Source organism: Bradyrhizobium sp. UNPF46 (assembly GCF_006658625.1).
Classification (GTDB): Bacteria; Pseudomonadota; Alphaproteobacteria; order Rhizobiales; family Xanthobacteraceae; genus Bradyrhizobium; species Bradyrhizobium nitroreducens.
The window spans coordinates 23,932-43,714 of sequence record NZ_LFJB01000076.1; the positions used below are offsets into that span (position 1 = coordinate 23,932).

Genomic DNA, 19,783 nt, shown 5'->3' on the forward strand with positions numbered 1-19,783 from the left:
GTGCCCCGGACGCAGCGCAGCGCTTCTTCAGCGGTGCGCTGCAGAGCCGGGGCCCATGACTCAGCATACATTTAACCTTCTGGGTCCCGGCTCTGCGCAGCAGCGTTTCACGCTGCAGTGCGTCCGGGACACGAGGCCGCCGCTACTCCCAGAACTCCGCATGGCCTTGCGGATCGACCAGGCGGTTGATCCGCAGCGCCGCCGCCATTCCAAACCGCACCGTCATTTGCTTGCGCGTGGCGGCGGCGAGCTTGTGCTCGGGCGCCTCGCAATGCATGTGCGCGCCATAGGCGTCGGCGACGATCAGGCCGGTCTCCGCAGGAAAGATCTCGCACGGCAGATCCTGCGTGAAGGCAAAGAACAGCCGGTCGCAATGGGCGCGGTATTCGTGCCATTTCTGGTCGGCGCGCAGATCCTCCACCGACGATTTGATCTCGACGATCCAGATCTCGCCGCGCTCGTTCAGCGCAACGAGATCGGCGCGCCGGCCCGAGGGCAACGGCAATTCGCTGATGCAGGAGAAGCCGAGCGAGCGCAGCAGCCGCGACGTGCCGCGCGCGATCGCGAGCGCCGTCTCGGATTGGCGGCGATCGGGTGGTGGCACGAGGGCGATGTTGCGGGCGGCGTTGTCCATGGGTGGGAGGATAGCCGATTCCGTGGGGCTCGTCATTCCGGAGCGCGCGCAGGTGGAGCGACGATGACGCCCTCATTGCCCCTGAGATCGAGCACGCCTTCGATCCGCTCGCCCTCGCGATCCAGGAACGTCGACAGCAAGATACTGCTGCCGAACTTGATCGCACTCGTCGTCACCGCAATCGGGTCCGGGCCGAGATTGAGCGCCGCGATCACCGCCCAGCCCTCGGCCTCGCGGCGATAGACCAGCAGGTCGCCTTGCGCGGCGATCGGATGATACTCGCCTGCGACCAGCGGCGGACAGCTCTTCCGCAAGCCGATCAGACGCTTGTAGAGGCTGAGGATCGAGCGAGAATCGGCTTCGAGATTGACGACATTGTCACGCACATAATGCTCCGGCAGCGGCAGCCACGGCCGCGCCGTGGAGAAGCCTGCAAATTCGGTCGCGTCCCACTGCATCGGGGTGCGGCAGCCGTCGCGGCCGACGCCGATGCCGGGCACGTTCTTCTCGAAGGGATCGCGCACGTCCTCCGGCGCGATCGCCACCTGGTGCATCCCGATCTCGTCGCCATAATAGAGCGTCGGCGTGCCGCGCAGCGTCAGCAGCAGCATGGCGGCGATGCGGGCCTGGTCGCTGCCGATGCGGCTGGCGACACGCGGACGATCATGGTTGCCGAGCACCCAGTTCGGCCAGGCGCCGCGCGGCAGCGCCTTCTCGTAATCCTCGATGATCTTCTCGATCGAGCGCGCGCTCCAGAAGGTCGACAGCAGCGCGAAATTGAACGGCATCTGCGCGCCGGTGAGGTCGTTGCCGTAATAGGCCATGAGACGGTGCAGCGGCAGATAGATCTCGCCGATCAGAACGCGCGCGCGATAGGCATCGGTGACGCGCCGCATCTCGGCGATGACGTCGTGCACCTCGTCCTGGTCGGTGGAATATTGCGTCAGGATCTTTTCGTTCGGCGGCCGGCCCTCGACATAATGCGGGTTCGGCGGATTGTCGCGGAATTCGGCGTCCTTGATCAAATGCCAGATCACATCGACACGAAAGCCGTCGACGCCCTTCTCCAGCCAGAACCGCATCGCGTCGTAGATGGCGTTGCGGACATCCGGGTTACGCCAGTTGAGATCGGGCTGCTGGGCGAGGAAGGCATGATAGTAGTACTGACCCGTGGTCTCGTCGAAAGCCCACGCGCTGCCGCCGAATTCGGACAGCCAGTTGTTGGGCACGCCGCCGTCGCCCGCTGGATCGCGCCAGATGTACCAGTCGCGCTTGGGATTGTCGCGCGAGGCGCGGCTCTCGACGAACCAGGGATGCTGATCGGAGGTGTGGTTCGGCACGAGATCGAGGATCAGCTTCAGGCCGTTGTCATGGACGGCTGCGATCAGCGCATCGAAATCCGCCATCGTGCCGAACAGCGGCTCGATCCCGGTGTAGTCCGAGATGTCGTAGCCGAAATCGGCCATTGGCGAGGGAAAGATCGGCGACAGCCAGATCGCGTCGACGCCGAGGGACTTCACGTAAGGCAGCCGCCGCAAAATGCCGGCGAGATCGCCGACGCCGTCGCCGTTCGAGTCCTGAAACGAGCGCGGGTAGATCTGGTAGAAAATGCCGTCGCGCCACCAATTTTCTTCGCTTTGAGCCAAGACCGTCCCCCAAATGCGCCTCGCGCGAAGCAACGCGAGATCGCGCCAAGGGTTCAGACCAACAGGGCTTTGGGACGGCTATGTGACGTCGGCGGGAGCGGACGCGCCGCTTGCGCGCGGGGTTCCGCCCGGATTCGCCGCAATTTCGCGCCGGTCCGGCCTTTGTTCCGGCTTCAGGCCACCGCGATGCCAGTGGAACCTTGGTTCCGAGGGACGAAACCACTGGAGGGACCCGATGAGGTCACGCATCACACTGTGCTCGCTCGCCTTCGCACTCGCCACCATGCCGCTTGCGGCAGGACTAACTCCCGCCCAGGCCAAGCCAACCGTTGAGGTCGCCTTCGTGCTCGACACCACGGGCTCGATGGCCCGCCTGATCGAAGGTGCCAAGCGCAAGATCTGGTCGATCGCCACCACGATCGTCGATTCCAATCCGGACGCCGACATCCGCATGGGCCTCGTCGCCTATCGCGACATCGGCGACGATTACGTGACGTCGAAGATCGAGCTGACCCGCGATATCCAGGATCTCTACGCCAATTTGCTGGAGCTGAAGGCGCGCGGCGGCGGCGACTGGCCCGAAAGCGTCAACGAGGCGCTCGACGTCGCCGTCAACAAGCTGCAATGGACCGCCGGCGGCGACGTCAGGCACATCGTCTTCCTGGTCGGCGATGCCCCGCCCCACATGGACTACGCGCAGGACACCAAATATCCGACCACCCTCGCGGTCGCCCGGCAGAAGGACATCATCGTCAATGCCGTGCTCGCCGGCGATGCCCGCGATACCGAGCGGGTGTGGCGCGACATCGCCCAGATCGGCAGCGGCCGCTTCATCCCGATTCCGCAGGATGGCGGCCAGGTCGTGGTGATCGAGACGCCGTACGACCAGGACATCATCATCCTGCAACAGCAGCTCAACGACACGGTGATCCCCTATGGCCCGCGCGAGCGGCAACGGCACACCGAGCTGAAGCTGCGGCAGACGGCCAGCGTGGCGGCATCCGCACCGTCAACGGCCAGCGACATGGCGAGCTATATCAACAAGCGATCCGCCTCGACCTCCGAAGCGGTCACCGGCGGCGGCGACCTCGTCGCCGATGCGGCCAGGGGCACCACCAGCGTCGCCGCGGTCAAGGATTCCGATCTGCCCGACAATCTGCGCGCCATGAAGCCCGAGCAGCGCGAGGCCGAGGTGGCCAGGCAGGTCGGGCAGCGCAAGGCCTTGAACGAGAAGCTCACCGCGCTGGTCGGCCAGCGCGACAAATACATCGCCGAGCAGGCGGCGAAATCACCCAAGGCCTCGACCTTCGACGGTATCGTCCGGGAGACGTTGAAGGCGCAGATCAAGCGGTAATCGCAGGGTCCCGGGGAACGATCGTTCCCCGGGGCCTTCACCCCAATCTTTTGCTTGGCGGCATGGCAAAAATCGGCATTGTGGCGCCATGACCGAGCAAAATGACACTCAAGACTCCTCGCAAGCCAAGGCCGGTGCGATCATCGTTCCGGTGACGCTGTTCGAGCAGAACTGCACCATCATCTGGAACGAGCCGTCCAAGAAGGCCGTGGTGATCGATCCCGGTGGGGACGTGCCGAAGATCCTCGACGCCATCAAGCAGACCGGCGTCACAGTGGAGAAGATCTGGCTGACCCATGGCCATATCGACCATGTCGGCGGCGCCGCGGATTTGCGCGATGCGCTGAAGGTGCCGATCGAGGGGCCGCACGAAGCGGACAAGTTCCTGCTCGACAATGTGGTCGCGAGCGGCGCGCGCTTCGGCATGACCGGCGTACGCAACTTCGCGCCGGACCGCTGGCTCAACGAGGGCGACACCGTGTCGATCGGCGATCTCTCGTTCGACATCCTGCATTGCCCCGGCCATTCACCGGGCAGCGTGGTGTTCTTCAACAAGGACTTGCGTTTTGCCCATGTCGGCGACGTTCTGTTCGCCGGCTCGGTCGGGCGGACCGATCTGCCCGGCGGCAGTCACGCGACCCTGATCAACTCGATCCTGACCAAGCTGCTGCCGCTCGGCGACGACGTCGGCTTCATCTGCGGCCACGGCGCAGGCTCGAGCATCGGCCAGGAGCGGATGACCAATCCGTTCATCACCGGCGAGATGTGAGGCCCACGACAGGCTCCGCTGTCATCCCGGACAAGCGCAAGCGCAGATCCAGGATCCATAACCCCACGGCGATGTGGTTACGGGGACTCGGAGCTACCTCTTCGTGCCCAACTTGTCCTTTGGCTATGGGTCCCGGATCTGCGCGCGCTTGGGGCGCGCTTGTCCGGGACAACGGCTGAAATGCGTGTCGACCAACTACTTCATCAGCCCCGCAGCGGTCAGTGCGCGCGTGATGATCTGGCCGAGGTCGAAGCCGCGAGCTTCCTGCTTCCGCTCGGCGGACTCGTCAGCAACCGCTGTGCGGATCGAGCGGGCGAGATGCGGCGCGGGTGAAAGTGCCGGCTTCGCGACAGGCTTGGCTTCCGCCTTTGCAGCGTCCGCGATCCAGTCGGTGAGGCCGAAGAACTTTGCGATGTGGTAGGATGAGGAAATGCCGGCTTCGATCAGGAATGCGCCTTCGACGCCATAGCGCTGATCGTTGTCGGCGAGCCCAAGCGGCGTGCCATGCGCCATGTCGGTGATGGCGTAGGACTCGACCAGGGTCTCGCCGTCCTTGCCCCACCAGGCCTGGCGCGGATAGCCGTCGACATTGGTCTCCGCCATCGGCGCTTCCGGCAGATCGTGCAGATCGAGCCATTGCTTGACGATCTCGTTGGCGTTGCCGGGATTGACGGTGCGGTCGGCACTGCCGTGCCACACCGAGATTTTCGGCCAGGGGCCGCGATGAGCCGAGGCGTTGCGCACGAGATCGCCGAGCTCGCGCGCCGGACGCACCGGGGAATGAAACATGCCGTCGAGCGCCTCACGCAGATTCGAGGCGATGCCATAGGGCAATCCGGCGATGACCGCGCCGGCCGCGAAGACTTCCGGATAGGTCGCGAGCATCACCGACGTCATGCCGCCGCCGGCGGACAGGCCGGTGATGAAGACCTGCCTGGGATCGATGCGATGTGCCCCGACCGTGTGCGCGATCATCTCGCGGATCGAATGTGCCTCGCCGCTGCCTCGCGCCGTGTCTTCCGGGTTGAACCAGTTGAAGCAGGTATTGCCGTTGTTGATGCGCTGCTGCTCGGGCATCAACAGCGCGAAGCCATAGTGCTGAGCCAGTGTCGACCAGCCGGCGCCGAGGTCGTAAGCCGCTGCGGTCTGGCCGCAGCCATGCAGCACGACGACCAGCGCACGCGGCTTCTGCAACCGCGCCGGGACGAACGCGAACATGCGCAAGGCTCCGGGATTGTCGCCGAAGCCCGTGACCTCTTCCAACGGACTGGACGCATCCGCGCGGCGACCGAGCTCGGCAAAGCGCAGACCGTCCAGCCTCGGCAGACGTCTCAACAGATCGACATTTCTGGCTAACGACACGGCAAGTTCCTGGTGGCGACGTTCAACGTCCAGCCAAACCAGATAGTTGCTGCATTGCAAAATAAAAAGACCGTGCGCTGTCAATCCAATGAAAATCGACGGAAATCACGGGGGAATCCGCACGTATTAACCGTAATGCCTCAACTTGATGCAGATGCGCGGCGCAGCCACGACAAAAATGCGGCGCAGATCATGATGAGTGTCACAAACAGCACGAGCGAGACCAGAAATCCTGCGCGCGCTGATTGCAACGCCTCCAGCGCGAAGAACACCGCGCCGATTGCGGCCACTCCGGCCGCATTTCCAATCTGCGCCGTGGTGCCGTAGATGCCGGAGGCCGAGCCTGCGGCGACGGGCTTCACGGTCGCGAGCACCGCGCCGGAGAGCGGCGCCATCACCAATCCCTGGCCGTAGCCAAAGACGATCATGGTGAAGGCGAGCAGGAGCGGCGACGGCGCATCGACCAAGCCTGCGACGAGCGCGAGGGCGGCGAGACTTGTGATCTGAACCGCGCAGCCTTCAATCAACACCTTGGTGCCGCGATGCCGCGTCCGCGCGCCGCTATGGCGCGACGCGACGACGAAAGCGATCGCGAGTGGAATGAAGGCCAAGCCGGCGGAGAGCGGCGGGATGTGGAGGCCCCGCTGCATGAACAGCGTCATGACGAGGTAGAAGGAGAGATTGGCGAGGAAGAAAAAGAAGGCGGCGCCGAGCCCGCGCAGGAAAGCAGCGTCCGCCAGCAGCGTGAGGTCGATGAGCGGCATGCCACCGGCACGCGCGACCGCATGCTCCAGCTTCAGGAACGCGGCCAGGACGACGCCGCCGGCTGCCATCACGGCCCACAGCCAGGGTGCCCAGCCGACATCGTGGCCGAACAGCAGCGGGCCGATCAGGCACAGCAACCCCGCGAACAGGACCAAGCTGCCCTTGATGTCGAGCCTCGTGCCCGATCGCCGCGGCACCGACGGCATGATGCGCCAGGCGGCAAGAGCAATGATGAGGCCACCGGGCACGTTGACGAAGAACACCGAACGCCAGCCGGTGCCGGCCAGATCAACCGTGATCAAGAGACCGCCGAGCAGGAAGCCTGCGGCGCCGGCCAGCCCGAGCACGATGCCGTAGATGGCGAAGGCGCGACTGCGCGATTCGTCGGTGAACAGCAGATGCAGTGTCGCCAGCACCTGAGGCACCATCAGCGCCGCGGTCGCGCCCTGCGCCAGCCGGGCGATGATCAGCTCCGCAGCCGAATGCGCGAGGCCGCACCACAGCGACGTCAAGGTGAAGCCGAGCAAACCGGCCAGGAACACGCTCCTGGTGCCGTGGATGTCGCCGAGACGGCCGCCGGTGACGACCAGCGTGGCGTAGGCGATCAAGTAAATCGCGACCACGGATTCGATCTCCGCCGGCGTCGCGCGCAGCTCGACCGCGATGGTGGGAATGGCGACGTTCACGATGAAGGCATCGACGCCGAACATGAACTGGGCGGCCACGACGATCGCCAGCACCCACCAGCGGCGGGAGGAATCGACTTGTTGCGTGACGATCTGATGCATCGGCGCAGAATCCGGGACTATCCTTGCCCGATGATTTCAGACCGTAGACGGTGTCGCGATTACCTCGGAGGTCAGATTCGCGGGCTCCAAGCCCGGCCATGACGGAGAACCTGGCTTCATCGCATGCCTGCATTCCGTGGCACGGGAGACCGCGCGATTGCGTTCGCGCCCCCGGGCACGTAGCCTTGTGGCCTCAACAATCAGAAAATCAAAGGCCGGAGAAAACGTCATGGCGCGTCTGAAGTTCGGAGCCTTCCTTGCCCCGCATCACCCGATCGGGGAGCATCCGATGCTCCAGTTCCGGCGCGACCTCGACCTGGTCGAGCAGCTGGACGCGCTCGGTTATGACGAATTCTGGTGTGGCGAGCACCATTCCTCGGGCTGGGAGATGATCGCCTCGCCCGAGATGTTCCTGGCGGCGGCCGGCGAGCGAACCAAGCGGATCAAGCTCGGCACCGGCGTGGTGTCGCTGCCCTATCATCATCCCTACAACGTCGCCCAGCGCATGGTGCAGCTCGACCACATGACCGGCGGCCGCGCCATCTTCGGTTCCGGCCCCGGCGCGCTCGCCTCCGACGCGCATACGCTCGGCATCGACCCGATGACGCAGCGCGACCGCCAGGACGAGGCGATCGGCGTCATCCGGCGCCTGTTCAACGGCGAGCGCGTCACCGCCAAGAGCGATTGGTTCACGATGAACGACGCCGCGCTGCAGATCCTGCCGCTGCAGGAGGAGATGCCGTTCGTGGTGGCCTCGCAGATCTCGCCTTCAGGCATGACACTCGCCGGCAAATACGGCATCGGCATCATCTCGCTGGGCTCGATGACGACGCAGGGACTGATGTCGCTGCAGCAGCAATGGCAGTTCGCCGAGGACGCCGCGAAGAAACACGGCACCACGGTGAACCGCGCCGACTGGCGCGTGCTGCTGACCTTCCACATCGCCGAGACCCGGGAGCAGGCGCGCCGCGAAGCCGGCGCCGGGCTGATGCGCTGGCACAACGAATATAATGTCGGCACGCTGCAGCGGCCGGGCCTCACCGCTTTCTCCTCGCCGGATGAGGCCGTGGACAAGACTGCCTTCGTCGAGGGCGCGGCCTCCACCATCGGCACGCCCGACGATCTCGTCAAAACCATCAAGAACGTGATGCAGGTGTCGGGCGGCGTCGGCGCCATCATCGGCTTCGTGCACGACTGGGCCAATCCGGAAAATACGCGCCGGAGCTGGGACATGGTCGCGCGCTACGTCGTGCCCGAGATCAACGGCTATATCGACGGCCTGCGCAGGTCGCAAAAATTCGTGATCGAGAACCGCGCCATCTTCGAGCGTGCGGGACAGGCGGTGATGGCCAAGATCATGGAGAACGAGAAAGCCGCCGAGGCGCTGAAGGTGACCGGCCCCGGCCGCGTCGCCATTCCCGCCGTCAACGCGCCGGATCTGCAGAAGGAAGCGGCGAAGAGGGGATAACCGGGGAAGGCCTGTCGCCATTCGTCGTCCCGGCCCCCCGCGCAGCTGCGCAGGGCCCGGGACGACGATGTAGGTGTGACGATTTTGTGCGTAAGACGACCGCAGCTCATCGCGGCCGGATCGTGGTATGTTCGCGGAATCTGCCAGACGGAGCAATCGTCATGTCGATGCAGAATGTGGCCGCAACGGCGCCCGATTACACCGCGCCCAAGCGCAACGCCCTGACGCACATTCCCGGCGACGAAGGCTGGCCGATCGTCGGCAAGACCTTCCAGGTGCTGGCCGATCCCAAAGGCCATGTCGAGGCGAACGGCGCCAAATACGGCCCGGTCTACCGCACTCATATTTTCGGCGAGACCAATGTCGTGCTGCTCGGGCCCGAGGCCAACGAGCTCGTGATGTTCGACCAGAAAAAGCTGTTCTCCTCGACCCATGGCTGGAACAAGGTGCTCGGCCTGTTGTTTCCGCGCGGATTGATGCTGCTCGATTTCGACGAGCACCGGCTGCACCGCAAGGCGCTGTCTGTCGCGTTCAAGTCGGGACCGATGAAATCCTATCTGGCCGATCTCGACCGTGGCATCGCCGCGCGCGTCGCGCAGTGGAAGGCCAAGCCCGGCGAGATGCAGCTCTATCCCGCAATGAAGCAGCTCACGCTCGATCTCGCGGCGGCATCCTTCCTCGGCGCCGACATCGGGCCGGAGGTCGACGAGATCAACCGCGCCTTCGTCGACATGGTCGCGGCTGCCGTCGCGCCGATCCGCCGCCCCCTGCCCGGCACCCAGATGGCGCGCGGCGTTGCGGGGCGCAAGCGCATCGTCGCCTATTTCCGCGAGCAGATCCCGCTGCGACGCGGCAATCACGGCGGCGACGATCTGTTCTCGCAGCTCTGCCGCGCCACCCATGAGGACGGCGCGCTGCTGTCCGAGCAGGACATCATCGACCACATGAGCTTCCTGATGATGGCGGCGCACGACACGCTGACCTCGTCGCTGACCTCCTTCATCGGTGAGCTCGCCGCCAATCCGGACTGGCAGGACCGTCTGCGCGCGGAAGTTCTGGCGCTCGGGCTCGCGCCGGGAGCGCCGAGCAGCTTCGACGATCTGGAGAAGATGCCGCTGTCGGAGATGGCGTTCAAGGAAGCGCTGCGGATCAAGCCGCCGGTCCCCTCGATGCCGCGCCGCGCGATGCGCGATTTCACCTTCAAAGGCTTTACGATACCCGCCGGCACCGCGGTCGGCGTCAATCCACTCTATACGCATCACATGAAGGACATCTGGCCGGAGCCGGACCGCTTCGATCCCTTGCGCTTCACCGAGGACGCCCAGCGCGACCGTCATCGCTTCGCCTTCGTCCCGTTCGGCGGCGGCGCGCATATGTGCCTCGGCCTGCACTTCGCCTACATGCAGGCGAAATGCTTCGCGCGGCACTTCCTGCAGAACCTCGAAGTGTCGCTGGAGCCGGGCTACAAGCCGGACTGGCAGATGTGGCCGATCCCGAAGCCACGGGACGGGCTGCGGGTGCGGGTGAAGGCGGTGTGAGCTTCTCGTGTCCCGGACGCGCGAAGCGCGAGCCGGGACACAGAATCCTGAAGTGCGTTCAGTTCGGAGCGATGGGCCCCGGCTCTGCAGCGCACCGCTGAAGAAGCGCTGCGCTGCGTCCGGGGCACGAGACCTGTTTACGCCCCCTGATCGAACGCCTTGCGCAAGGCCACGTAGCCCTGCTGCTGCTGGCTCCAGTTGCGGCCACCGGTCATGGCGCCGTCGACGACGAGGTCGTGGCCGTTGATGAAGCTGGATTCGTCGCTGGCCAGGAACACTGCGGCCTGGGCAATGTCGTCGGGCAGGCCGGCGCGCGGGATCGGCTGCGCGGTCTTGTAGACCTCGCGCATCACCGCAGGGGTCTTCTCCGCGGCATCGGTCGACAGCCCCAGCGCCTTGCCGAAAATGCCGGTCGCGATCGCGCCCGGCGAGATCGCGTTGACGCGCACATTGGACTCGCCGAGCTCCATCGCCACGCATTTGGTGAGATGGATCACCGCGGCCTTGGCCGCGCTATAGACCATCGAGGACGAGAAGCCGGCGAGACGTCCGGCAATGCTGCCATTGTTGATGATGCTGCCGCTCCCCTGCTTCTTCATATGAGGCGCGGCGTGCTTCATGCCGAGCATGACGCTGCGCACCAGGGTCGCCATCGCTGCGTCGAAGCGCTCGACCTCGAGGCCCTCGATGCCGCCGGTCTGCGCCGGACCGCCGGCATTGTTGAACAGGCAGTCGATGCGGCCGAACCTGTCCACGGCGAGCGCGATCAGGGCCTGCATCTGCGCCTCGACCGTGACGTCGGTTTGGAGGAAGACGCAATTGGCCCCGAGCTGCCTCGCCAGCGCCTCGCCTTCCGGTAGACGCCGGCCCGCGATCACAATTTTGGCACCTTCGGCAACGAAGACTTCCGCAGTGCGCAATCCGATCCCGCTCGTCGCTCCCGTGATCACCGCAACCTTGCCGTCCAGCCTGCCCATGGAATGTTCCCGTTTTCGAACGATTTGATGACAAATGACGAACATCGACCGCTGCCGTTGCAGCAGCGGCCACTATCCCCGCCTGCTTGCGACAAGGCAAGCTATGCTTGGGCGAACGGGATGCGTAACATCCTCATGGGCCGATCGAATTTCGAACGCATATCGCAACTGAGCTGCGCATGGGGAAGCTGATCGACGAATTCCGCAAGGGCTGGCAGGGCGCGGCGCCGCCATCCGTCGGTCTGAGCATTGCGTTTGCGGTGGCCTGCCTGCTGGTTGCGACGCTGGCGCGCTGGGCGCTGGCCCATGTGCGGCCCGACGTCTACTTCACGCCCTACTTTCCGGCCGTGTTCTTTGCCGCCGCGTTCGGAGGCTTCCGGATCGGGATCGTGACCGCCCTCGTCGGCGGCGTGCTCGGCGTCGTCGTGAATTTCGGCGATGCCTTCGCCGATCGCGCCCGGTTTGCCCTGCTTGCACTCTATTGGGCGGTCTGCGCGCTCACCATCTGGGGTGTCGAGCACTACCGCACCATGCTGGCAGAGCAGCGCCGGATCTCCAAACGCCTGATCGAGGAAGAAGAGTATCGCAAGCTGCTGGTCGACGAGCTCCAGCACCGGCTGAAGAACAAGCTGTCGACGGTGCACGCCGTGCTGCACCAGGTGCTGCATGACCAGCCGCTGGTCTGGGCCCGGATCGATCCGCGGCTCCGCTCGCTCGCGGCGACCGACGATCTGATCTCGCGGATCGACAAGGCCGGCTGCGACATCCGCGACCTCCTGATCTCGGAGCTCGGCCCCTACGGCCACGTCCGCTTCACCCTCAATGGCGATCGGCTGTTCCTGCCGCCGAAGCTCGCGGTCACGCTGTCATTGATGTTTCACGAGCTCGCCACCAATGCAGGCAAATATGGTGCGTTCTCCTCGCCCCGTGGCCTGTTGCAGGTGTCGTGGACCATCAGCGACGACCGCCTGACCGTCACCTGGGACGAAAACGAGGGCCCGAGCGTGGACAAGGTGTCCGAACCCGGCTTCGGCACCAAGCTGCTGAAATCGGCATTGTCGGCCTTCGACGGCAGAACCGAGATCACCTATTTGAAGACCGGGCTGCATTGCATCATGCAGTGTCGAATCCCGCGAAGCGAATAGCATCGCACGCCAAGCGAAAGCGCAACCCGCGCGCTGCCCGCCGTTTCGCATGCGCCGTTGACGCTCTGTTAATGACGATCGTCGGCGTAGCTCGCATCGTCGCAAGTTTCACCCAAAACACCCCCGTATTTCTCCGGAGCCCTTAACCAAACTTAAGAGGGAACCACGCAAGATCGTGCTCATTGCAAAACGCGCTGAAACAACAAGATTCATGACTTCTATGAACGACAACAAATATTCCGGCGCGAGCGAAGCCGAACTCGGATTTCTCAAGGAAATCGTTAGAATGCTGCCGGCGGGCCTGACCGTGCAGGATGCGCATGGCGAGCTTCTGCTGGTTAACGACGCCGCGGCCGCGCAGCTCGGCATGGACGGCAGCCGTCCCTCACCCGATCTTTCGCCGCGCCGCGAAGCCTGCCGCCAGGCCCTGAGTGCCGGCCAGCCTGTCGTCACCGAGGAGGCGCTTCATGGCGGCGCCGCCCGACAAGTGCTGCTCACCACCCATCGTCCCGTCCGCCTCGCCGGACGCGAGCTGCTGATCTCGGCGTCCTCCGACATCACCGAGCAGAAGAATTTCGAGGACCAGCTGTTCCGCTCGGCCTATTTCGACGAGCTGACCGGGCTGCCCTCGCGGCGCGTGATCGAACATCGCGCCAACGGCCTGCTGTCCGAGAGAAGCGGCGGCGAGCGTTTCGCGCTGGCCTTCCTCGACGTCGACAATTTCAAGCACATCAACGACTATTACGGCCACGCCGTCGGCGACGCGCTGCTGGTCGAGCTGTCGAAGCGGCTCGGACGCGACCTGCGCGATTCGGACATGCTGTCGCGCATCTCCGGCGACGAATTCCTGCTGCTGCTCTCGCCGATCCAGAGCCAGGAGGAGGTCGCCGAGTTCATCCAGGCGACGCTGGAGCGGCTGACCGCGCCGTTCTTCATCGACAATTCGGAGGTCTTCGCCTCGACCTCGGTCGGCATCAGCCTCTATCCCGATCACGGAAGCAGCTTCGAGACGCTGCGCCAGAACGCCGACATCGCGATGTATCGCATCAAGAATGACGGCAAGGGGATGGCGGCCTTCTTCGATGCCAGCATGGAGCGCGAGGCGCAGGCGCGGACCAAGATCGAGCAGTCGCTGCGGCTCGCGATCCTCGAAAAGCGCTTCTGCTGCGCTTTCCAGTCCAAGGTCGACATCCGCACGCAGGCCGTGAAGGGCATCGAGGCATTGGTGCGCCTGCGCGACGACGAAGGCGTGATCCAGGCGCCCGGCTCGTTCATCAATCTCGCCGGCGAGCTCGGGCTGATCGACGAGCTCACTCATCTCGTGCTCGCCGAGATCGTCAAATCGATCGACCTGATCAACGAGACGTTCGGCGCGGAAGCCACCATCAGCATCAATGTCGCCGCCAAGCAGGCCGGCAAGCCCGAGTTCATGCGCAGCTTTGCGCAGGCGCTGGAAGAGACCGGCTTTCCCCAGCGCTTCATGATCGAGGTGACGGAAGACGCTTTCGTCGCCAAGAATCACTTCCAGGCCGAGATCCTGCCGATGTTCCGCAAGCTCGGCGTCGGCATCTCGATCGACGATTTCGGCACCGGCTATTCATCGCTCTCGGCGCTGGCCGACATCACGGCCGACGAGATCAAGATCGACCGCTCCTTCATCACCGACATCCATAAGCGCCCGCGCAGCCAGGGCATCCTGCGCGCGATCGAATCCTTGAGCGAGGCGCTCGGCATGACCGTGATCGCCGAAGGCCTCGAATCCTACGAAGAGCTCGCTTATCTCCAGGCCGCGACCAAGATCCGCTACGCGCAAGGCTATTACTTCTCGCGCCCGATCTTTCTCGAGGAGCTGAAGCTCGCCACCCCGCTCTCCAGCGAGTCGCGGGCGAGCGTCGTCAGCCGCCCGATGCAGCACAACCGCCAGGGCTATTCGCGCGCGAGCGGATACCGGCGGTAGGGACGATGGCGCCGCTCCAATCTGGCTGTCGTCGCCCGGCTTGACCGGGCGACCCAGTATTCCAGAGACAGTCGTTATTGAATCGAAAGGCCGCGGCGTACTGGCTGCCCCGGTCAAGCCGGAGCATGACAGCGGGGATGGGGCGGCATCTCAACGCCCCCATTTCCCCCTTTGAAATTGCTGGTCTTTTGGTAATACACGGGCAGGCTTCCCGCGAGGCATGCCATGTCCGGTCCCTCTTCCGTCGTCAGCGATCCCGCCTATATCCGCGCACGCGCCATGGAAACGCTGTTCGAGCGGCTGGAGCATCTGTGCGAGGGCGCCATCGCGATCGACCGCAGCGGACGCGTCGTCTATGTCAACGAAAAATACGTCACTGCGATGGGCCTCTCGCATGAATCCGAGGCGCTCGGCCGCCCGATCGAGGAGGTCATCCCCAACAGCCTGATGCGAAGGGTCGTGGAGACGGGGGAGCCGATCATCCTCGACATCATGGAGCTCGGCGGCGAGCAGCTCGTCGTCACGCGCATGCCGATCGAGGACGAGAAGGGCAACATCATCGGCGCGATCGGTTTCGTGCTTTACGACCGCCTCGAAGGCCTGAAGCCGCTGCTCGGCCGCGTCGCCCAGCTCGAGAACGATCTGCGGCTGGCGCGGCGGCAATTGTCGCATGCGCGCGCCGCGCGGTTCACCTTCGAAGACTATGTCGGCACCACCGCGGGCATTGCGCAGGCCAAGGAGCTCGCGGCGCGTGCCGCGCGCCAGAGCGTCACCGTCCTGCTCACCGGAGAGACCGGCACCGGCAAGGAAATGCTGGCGCAGGCCATCCACAACGCGTCCGCCCGCGCCGAAAAGCCGTTCGTCAGCGTCAACGTCGCGGCGATCCCGGAGACGCTGATCGAATCGGAATTCTTCGGCGCCGTGCCGGGCGCCTATACCGGCGCGGACCGCAAGGGACGCGAGGGAAAGTTCCGGGTCGCCGACGGCGGCACGCTGTTTCTCGACGAGATCGGCGAGATGCCGCTGCAATTGCAGGCCAAGCTTCTTCGCGTGCTGCAGGAGCGCGAGATCGAGCCGCTCGGCTCCGACAAGGTCACCAAGGTCGACCTGCGCGTGATCGCGGCCACCAATGTCGATTTGCACAAACGGGTCAGCGAGGGGACATTCCGGGCCGACCTCTATTACCGGCTCAACGTGCTCTCGATCGAGCTGCCGCCGCTGCGCCACTGCCTGGACGACCTGCCCGAGATCTGCGGACGGCTGCTCGAAGACATCAGTGCGTCCGGCGACTATCTCAACGCCAGGATCACGCCGAGCGGCCTCGCCGCGCTGGCGCGGTATGACTGGCCCGGCAACGTCCGCGAGCTGCGCAACATCCTGGAACGCGCACTGATCCTGAGCGATTCGGGACGCCTCACCAGCGACGACTTCGACCGCATTCTCCCCGTGAGCGCGGAGACGATACCCGCGGCGCCATCGCGGCCAACCGGCCTCGTCCTGCCCTACGCCGAAGCCGAGGCCGAGTTCGAGAAGCACACGCTGGAACAGGCGCTCGCCGCCAGCAATGGCCAGATCTCGGAAGCAGCCAGGATGCTCCAGATCTCGCGCGCGACCTTCTACAAGAAGCTCGCCAAGTTCGGCCTCGCCGCAGGGCCGGCCTCCGTCTGAGTTTCGAGACACGAATGTGTCCGGAGTCTCGGATTCCGGACACGGCGCTGCGCCGCTCGCTCCGCCCACGTTGGCGGGATTTGCCGTGTTTTCAGCCAATTTGCGCAAACCCTCCGCATCTGGCGCGGACCTTGCTCTTCGCCCTGCACAATGACGCATGCTGCACATGCGCATTCTCAAACCAGGGAGGACGCAGGATGAGTGAAGCGATCTCTGTCCATCAGCTTCAGGCGAGACAGCCCTCGCACGTCACGGTCGCCACCGCGAGCCTGATCGGCACGGCCATCGAGTGGTACGACTTCTTCCTCTACGGCACCGCCGCCGCGCTGATCTTCAACAAGCTGTTCTTTCCGACCTTCGACCCGATGATGGGAACGCTGTTGGCGTTCGCGACCTACGCGCTCGGCTTCATCGCACGCCCGCTCGGCGGCGTCGTGTTCGGGCATTACGGCGACAAGATCGGCCGCAAGACCATGCTCTATCTGACGCTGCTGATCATGGGCGCGGCGACCGCAGCGATCGGTTTCCTGCCGACCTACGAGACCGCCGGCATCGGGGCCGCGGTCCTGCTCGTCACCTGCCGGCTGATCCAGGGTTTTGGCCTCGGCGGCGAATGGGGCGGCGCGGTGCTGATGGCGGTCGAGCATGCGCCGGCGGACAAGAAGGGCTTTTACGGCAGCTGGCCGCAGTTAGGGGCGCCGCTCGGCCTCGTGCTCGGCACGCTGGTATTCTCCGTGGTGTCGGCGATGCTGACCGACGCGCAGCTCTATGCCTGGGGCTGGCGCATCCCGTTCCTGTTCTCGATCGCGCTGGTGCTGGTCGGCCTCTGGATCCGCTTCACCATCGCGGAATCGCCGGAATTCCAGAAGGTCAAGGACACCAAGCAGGACGTGAAGATGCCGATCGTCGAGGCGATCCGCATGTATCCCAAGAACATCCTGCTGGCGATGGGCGCGCGCTTCGCCGAGAACGGCTTCTTCTACATCTACGCCACCTTCGTGCTCGCCTATGCCACGCAATCGCTCGGCATGAACAAGCAGGACATGCTCAACGGCGTCCTGATTGGCGCCGCCATCGAGACCTTCACCATCCCCGCCTTCGGCGCGCTGTCCGACCGGCTCGGGCGGCGGCCGATCTACATCTTCGGCGCGGTGTTCTCGGCGCTGATGTCGTTCCCGCTGTTCATGCTGCTGGCAACCAAGAACCCGCAATATGCCTGGATCGCGATCGTGCTCGGCCTCGCCGTCGGTCACGCCGCGATGTACGGGCCGCAGGCGAGCTTCCTGTCGGAGCTGTTCGGCACCAAGGTGCGCTATAGCGGCGTCTCGCTCGGCTACAACCTCGCCTCGATCTTCGCCGGCGCGCTGTCGCCGCTGATCGCGACGGGATTGATGACGGCCTACGCGCCGGCGACCTGGCCGATCTCGCTCTACATGATCGCGCTCGCGCTCATCACGATCGTGTCGGTCTATTTCGCCACCGAAACACGCAAGATAGTTCAGGCCTGAACGTCCTGATCTTGTCGCCCGTCGCGAGGAGCAAGCTGTTCCACGGCTGCTCCTCGCGATAGGATCAAGCAACAACGGCATGCGGTCGAAGGGATAGGGAGGAACGCCGTGAGCCATCATCCAGCACTGCCTTACCTGCGCAATTCCGAGAAGGGCAAGGTCGTCACGGCGGCCGAGGCGGTCATGCTGATCCGCGACGGCGACACGGTGGCGACCGGCGGCTTCGTCGGCATCGGCTTTGCCGAGGAGATCGCGATCGCGCTGGAGGAGCTCTATCTCTCCCACGAGGGCGATGCGCCCTATACGCAAGGAAAGCCGCGCAACCTGACGCTGGTCTATGCGGCGGGCCAGGGCGACGGCAAGAATCGCGGCCTCAACCATTTCGGGCATGAAGGCCTGGTCCGGCGCGTGATCGGCGGACATTGGGGCCTTGCGCCGAAGTTGCAGCAGCTCGCGATCGCTGGCCAGATCGAGGCCTACAATCTGCCGCAGGGCGTCATCACGCATCTGTTCCGCGACATCGCCGCGCATCGGCCCGGCCATGTCACCCGCGTCGGCATGGGCACCTTCGTCGACCCCAGGCACGGCGGCGGCAAGCTGAACGCGCGCACCACCGAGGATCTCGTGGAGCTGATCACGATCAGCGGTGAAGAGTGCCTGCTCTACAAGACGTTTCCGATCAATGTCGGAATCATCCGCGCCACCACGGGCGATCCCGACGGCAACCTCACCATGGAGAAGGAGGCGCTGACGCTGGAAGCGCTGGCCATCGCCATGGCCGCGCATAATTCCGGCGGCATCGTCATCGCCCAGGTCGAACGCGTCGCCGAAGCCGGCAGCCTCAATCCGCGCCAGGTGAAGATTCCCGGCATCCTCGTCGACTGCGTCGTGGTGGCAAGGCCCGAGAACCACTGGCAGACTTTCGGCACGCAGTACAATCCGGCCTTCTCGAGCGAGATCCGCGTCCGCGCAGCTTCCCTGCCGGTCATGCCCATCAGCGAGCGCAAGATCATCGCCCGGCGCGCCGCGCTGGAGCTGAAGGCCAACAGCGTCGTCAATCTCGGCATCGGCATGCCCGAGGGGATCGCCTCGGTCGCCAATGAAGAACGGATCATCGACCTCATCACGCTGACGGCTGAGCCTGGCGTGATCGGCGGCATTCCCGCGAGCGGCATCGACTTTGGCGCGGCGATCAACACGCAGGCCGTGATCGACCAGCCCTATCAGTTCGATTTCTACGACGGCGGCGGCCTGGACGCCGCCTTTCTCGGCCTCGCCCAGGTCGATCGCGCCGGCAACCTCAATGTCAGCAAGTTCGGGCCGAAGCTCGCGGGCGCCGGCGGCTTCATCAACATCAGCCAGAACGCCAAGGAGGTCATCTTCGTCGGCACCTTCGGTGCGGGCAGGCAGCGCATTGCGGTGAGCGACGGGAAGCTCGTCATCCTCGACGAGGCCAAGTCGCGCAAATTCGTCGACAGCGTCGAGCACGTCACCTTCAGCGGCCCGTTTGCCGGCGCACGCAAGCAGCGCACGCTGTACGTCACCGAGCGCTGCGTGTTCGAGCTCGGGGCGGACGGGCTCGAACTCACCGAGATCGCGCCCGGCATCGACATCGAGCGCGACATTTTGCGCCTGATGGACTTCAAGCCGCTGATCCCGCGCGATCCGGCGCTGATGGACGCGCGCATCTTCGGCGACGGCCTGATGGAGCTGCGCGAGCGCCTGCTCACCATTCCGCTCGAGCAGCGCTTCACGCTGGACGAGCAGCAGAACCTGTTCTTCGTCAATCTCGAGCGCTATCCGCTGCGCAGCAAGGCCGAGATCGACACCATCGCAGCGATCGTCGAGGCCAGGCTCACGCCGCTCGGCCGCCGGGTCTACGCCATCGTCAATTATGACAATTTTTCCATCCTGCCGGAGTTGATGGACGATTATTCAGCGATGGTGCGCAGCCTGGTCGATCGCTTCTACTCCGGCGTGTCGCGCTACACCACCTCGGGCTTCCTGCGCATCAAGCTCGGCGAAGCCCTGGAGAAGCGCGGCGTCGCGCCGCATATTTTCGAAAGCGCCGACGAGGCGCAGTCGGACCGGCGTCAGGCCGAGGGAGCCGGCGAGGCGCGGCTGGCCCAAAAATGATGCAGGCTAAAAAGGCCGACGCGCTCGGCCGGAAGGTGTAATTGCAATGTTCGCAAGCTTGTGCAAAT

14 protein-coding genes are annotated in these 19,783 nt (G+C 64.8%); 9 read left to right on the forward strand and 5 right to left on the reverse strand.

Annotation, left to right across the window (positions count from 1 at the left end):
• Positions 1-142: 142 nt before the first annotated feature.
• The gene (locus UNPF46_RS27635; protein WP_100176544.1) at positions 143-634 is read right to left on the reverse strand and encodes an MmcB family DNA repair protein; all 492 of its coding nucleotides are present in this window, start codon (positions 632-634) and stop codon (positions 143-145) included.
• Between the two features lie 32 nt (positions 635-666).
• Positions 667-2,280, reverse strand: a complete 1,614-nt coding sequence (locus UNPF46_RS27640; RefSeq protein WP_142252100.1) for an alpha-amylase family glycosyl hydrolase — start codon at positions 2,278-2,280, stop codon at positions 667-669.
• A gap of 235 nt (positions 2,281-2,515) precedes the next feature.
• Here UNPF46_RS27640 and UNPF46_RS27645 point away from each other — a divergent pair, with 235 nt between their 5' ends.
• Both UNPF46_RS27645 and UNPF46_RS27650 read left to right on the forward strand, forming a co-directional pair.
• Positions 2,516-3,634, forward strand: coding sequence for a vWA domain-containing protein (locus tag UNPF46_RS27645; RefSeq protein WP_142252101.1), 1,119 nt, complete (start codon positions 2,516-2,518; stop codon positions 3,632-3,634).
• An 88-nt stretch (positions 3,635-3,722) separates the two neighbouring features.
• On the forward strand, positions 3,723-4,403 hold the full coding sequence (locus UNPF46_RS27650; protein ID WP_100176547.1) for an MBL fold metallo-hydrolase: 681 nt from the start codon (positions 3,723-3,725) through the stop codon (positions 4,401-4,403).
• 195 nt (positions 4,404-4,598) lie between these two features.
• Here UNPF46_RS27650 and UNPF46_RS27655 read toward each other — a convergent pair whose 3' ends face one another.
• Together UNPF46_RS27655 and UNPF46_RS27660 are read right to left on the reverse strand one after the other, a co-directional pair.
• Complete coding sequence (locus UNPF46_RS27655; RefSeq protein ID WP_181770142.1) at positions 4,599-5,765, reverse strand: extracellular catalytic domain type 1 short-chain-length polyhydroxyalkanoate depolymerase; 1,167 nt, start codon at positions 5,763-5,765, stop codon at positions 4,599-4,601.
• 140 nt (positions 5,766-5,905) lie between these two features.
• Positions 5,906-7,318, reverse strand: coding sequence for an MFS transporter (locus tag UNPF46_RS27660; RefSeq protein ID WP_142252102.1), 1,413 nt, complete (start codon positions 7,316-7,318; stop codon positions 5,906-5,908).
• A gap of 229 nt (positions 7,319-7,547) precedes the next feature.
• Here UNPF46_RS27660 and UNPF46_RS27665 point away from each other — a divergent pair, with 229 nt between their 5' ends.
• On the forward strand, positions 7,548-8,786 hold the full coding sequence (locus UNPF46_RS27665; protein WP_100176549.1) for an LLM class flavin-dependent oxidoreductase: 1,239 nt from the start codon (positions 7,548-7,550) through the stop codon (positions 8,784-8,786).
• A gap of 161 nt (positions 8,787-8,947) precedes the next feature.
• Positions 8,948-10,324: a cytochrome P450 gene (locus UNPF46_RS27670; RefSeq protein ID WP_142252103.1), complete on the forward strand. Its 1,377-nt coding sequence runs from the start codon at positions 8,948-8,950 to the stop codon at positions 10,322-10,324.
• A 137-nt stretch (positions 10,325-10,461) separates the two neighbouring features.
• Here UNPF46_RS27670 and UNPF46_RS27675 read toward each other — a convergent pair whose 3' ends face one another.
• Entirely contained in the window at positions 10,462-11,301 is an 840-nt protein-coding gene (locus tag UNPF46_RS27675; protein ID WP_142252104.1) for an SDR family NAD(P)-dependent oxidoreductase, read from the reverse strand.
• Between the two features lie 179 nt (positions 11,302-11,480).
• Between UNPF46_RS27675 and UNPF46_RS27680 the strand changes: the two genes are divergently transcribed.
• From UNPF46_RS27680 to UNPF46_RS27700, 5 genes are all read left to right on the forward strand, one after another.
• Complete coding sequence (locus UNPF46_RS27680) at positions 11,481-12,446, forward strand: sensor histidine kinase (RefSeq protein WP_100176552.1); 966 nt, start codon at positions 11,481-11,483, stop codon at positions 12,444-12,446.
• A gap of 220 nt (positions 12,447-12,666) precedes the next feature.
• Complete coding sequence (locus UNPF46_RS27685; RefSeq protein WP_174718864.1) at positions 12,667-14,403, forward strand: putative bifunctional diguanylate cyclase/phosphodiesterase; 1,737 nt, start codon at positions 12,667-12,669, stop codon at positions 14,401-14,403.
• Between the two features lie 225 nt (positions 14,404-14,628).
• Positions 14,629-16,071 (forward strand): sigma-54 interaction domain-containing protein, encoded by a 1,443-nt coding sequence (locus tag UNPF46_RS27690; RefSeq protein ID WP_100176554.1) that lies wholly within the window; start codon positions 14,629-14,631, stop codon positions 16,069-16,071.
• 197 nt (positions 16,072-16,268) lie between these two features.
• A complete protein-coding gene (locus UNPF46_RS27695) occupies positions 16,269-17,579 on the forward strand; it encodes an MFS transporter (protein WP_142252105.1) in 1,311 nt (436 codons plus the stop codon).
• A 108-nt stretch (positions 17,580-17,687) separates the two neighbouring features.
• Entirely contained in the window at positions 17,688-19,715 is a 2,028-nt protein-coding gene (locus UNPF46_RS27700) for an acyl CoA:acetate/3-ketoacid CoA transferase (RefSeq protein WP_142252106.1), read from the forward strand.
• Positions 19,716-19,783 lie beyond the last annotated feature (68 nt).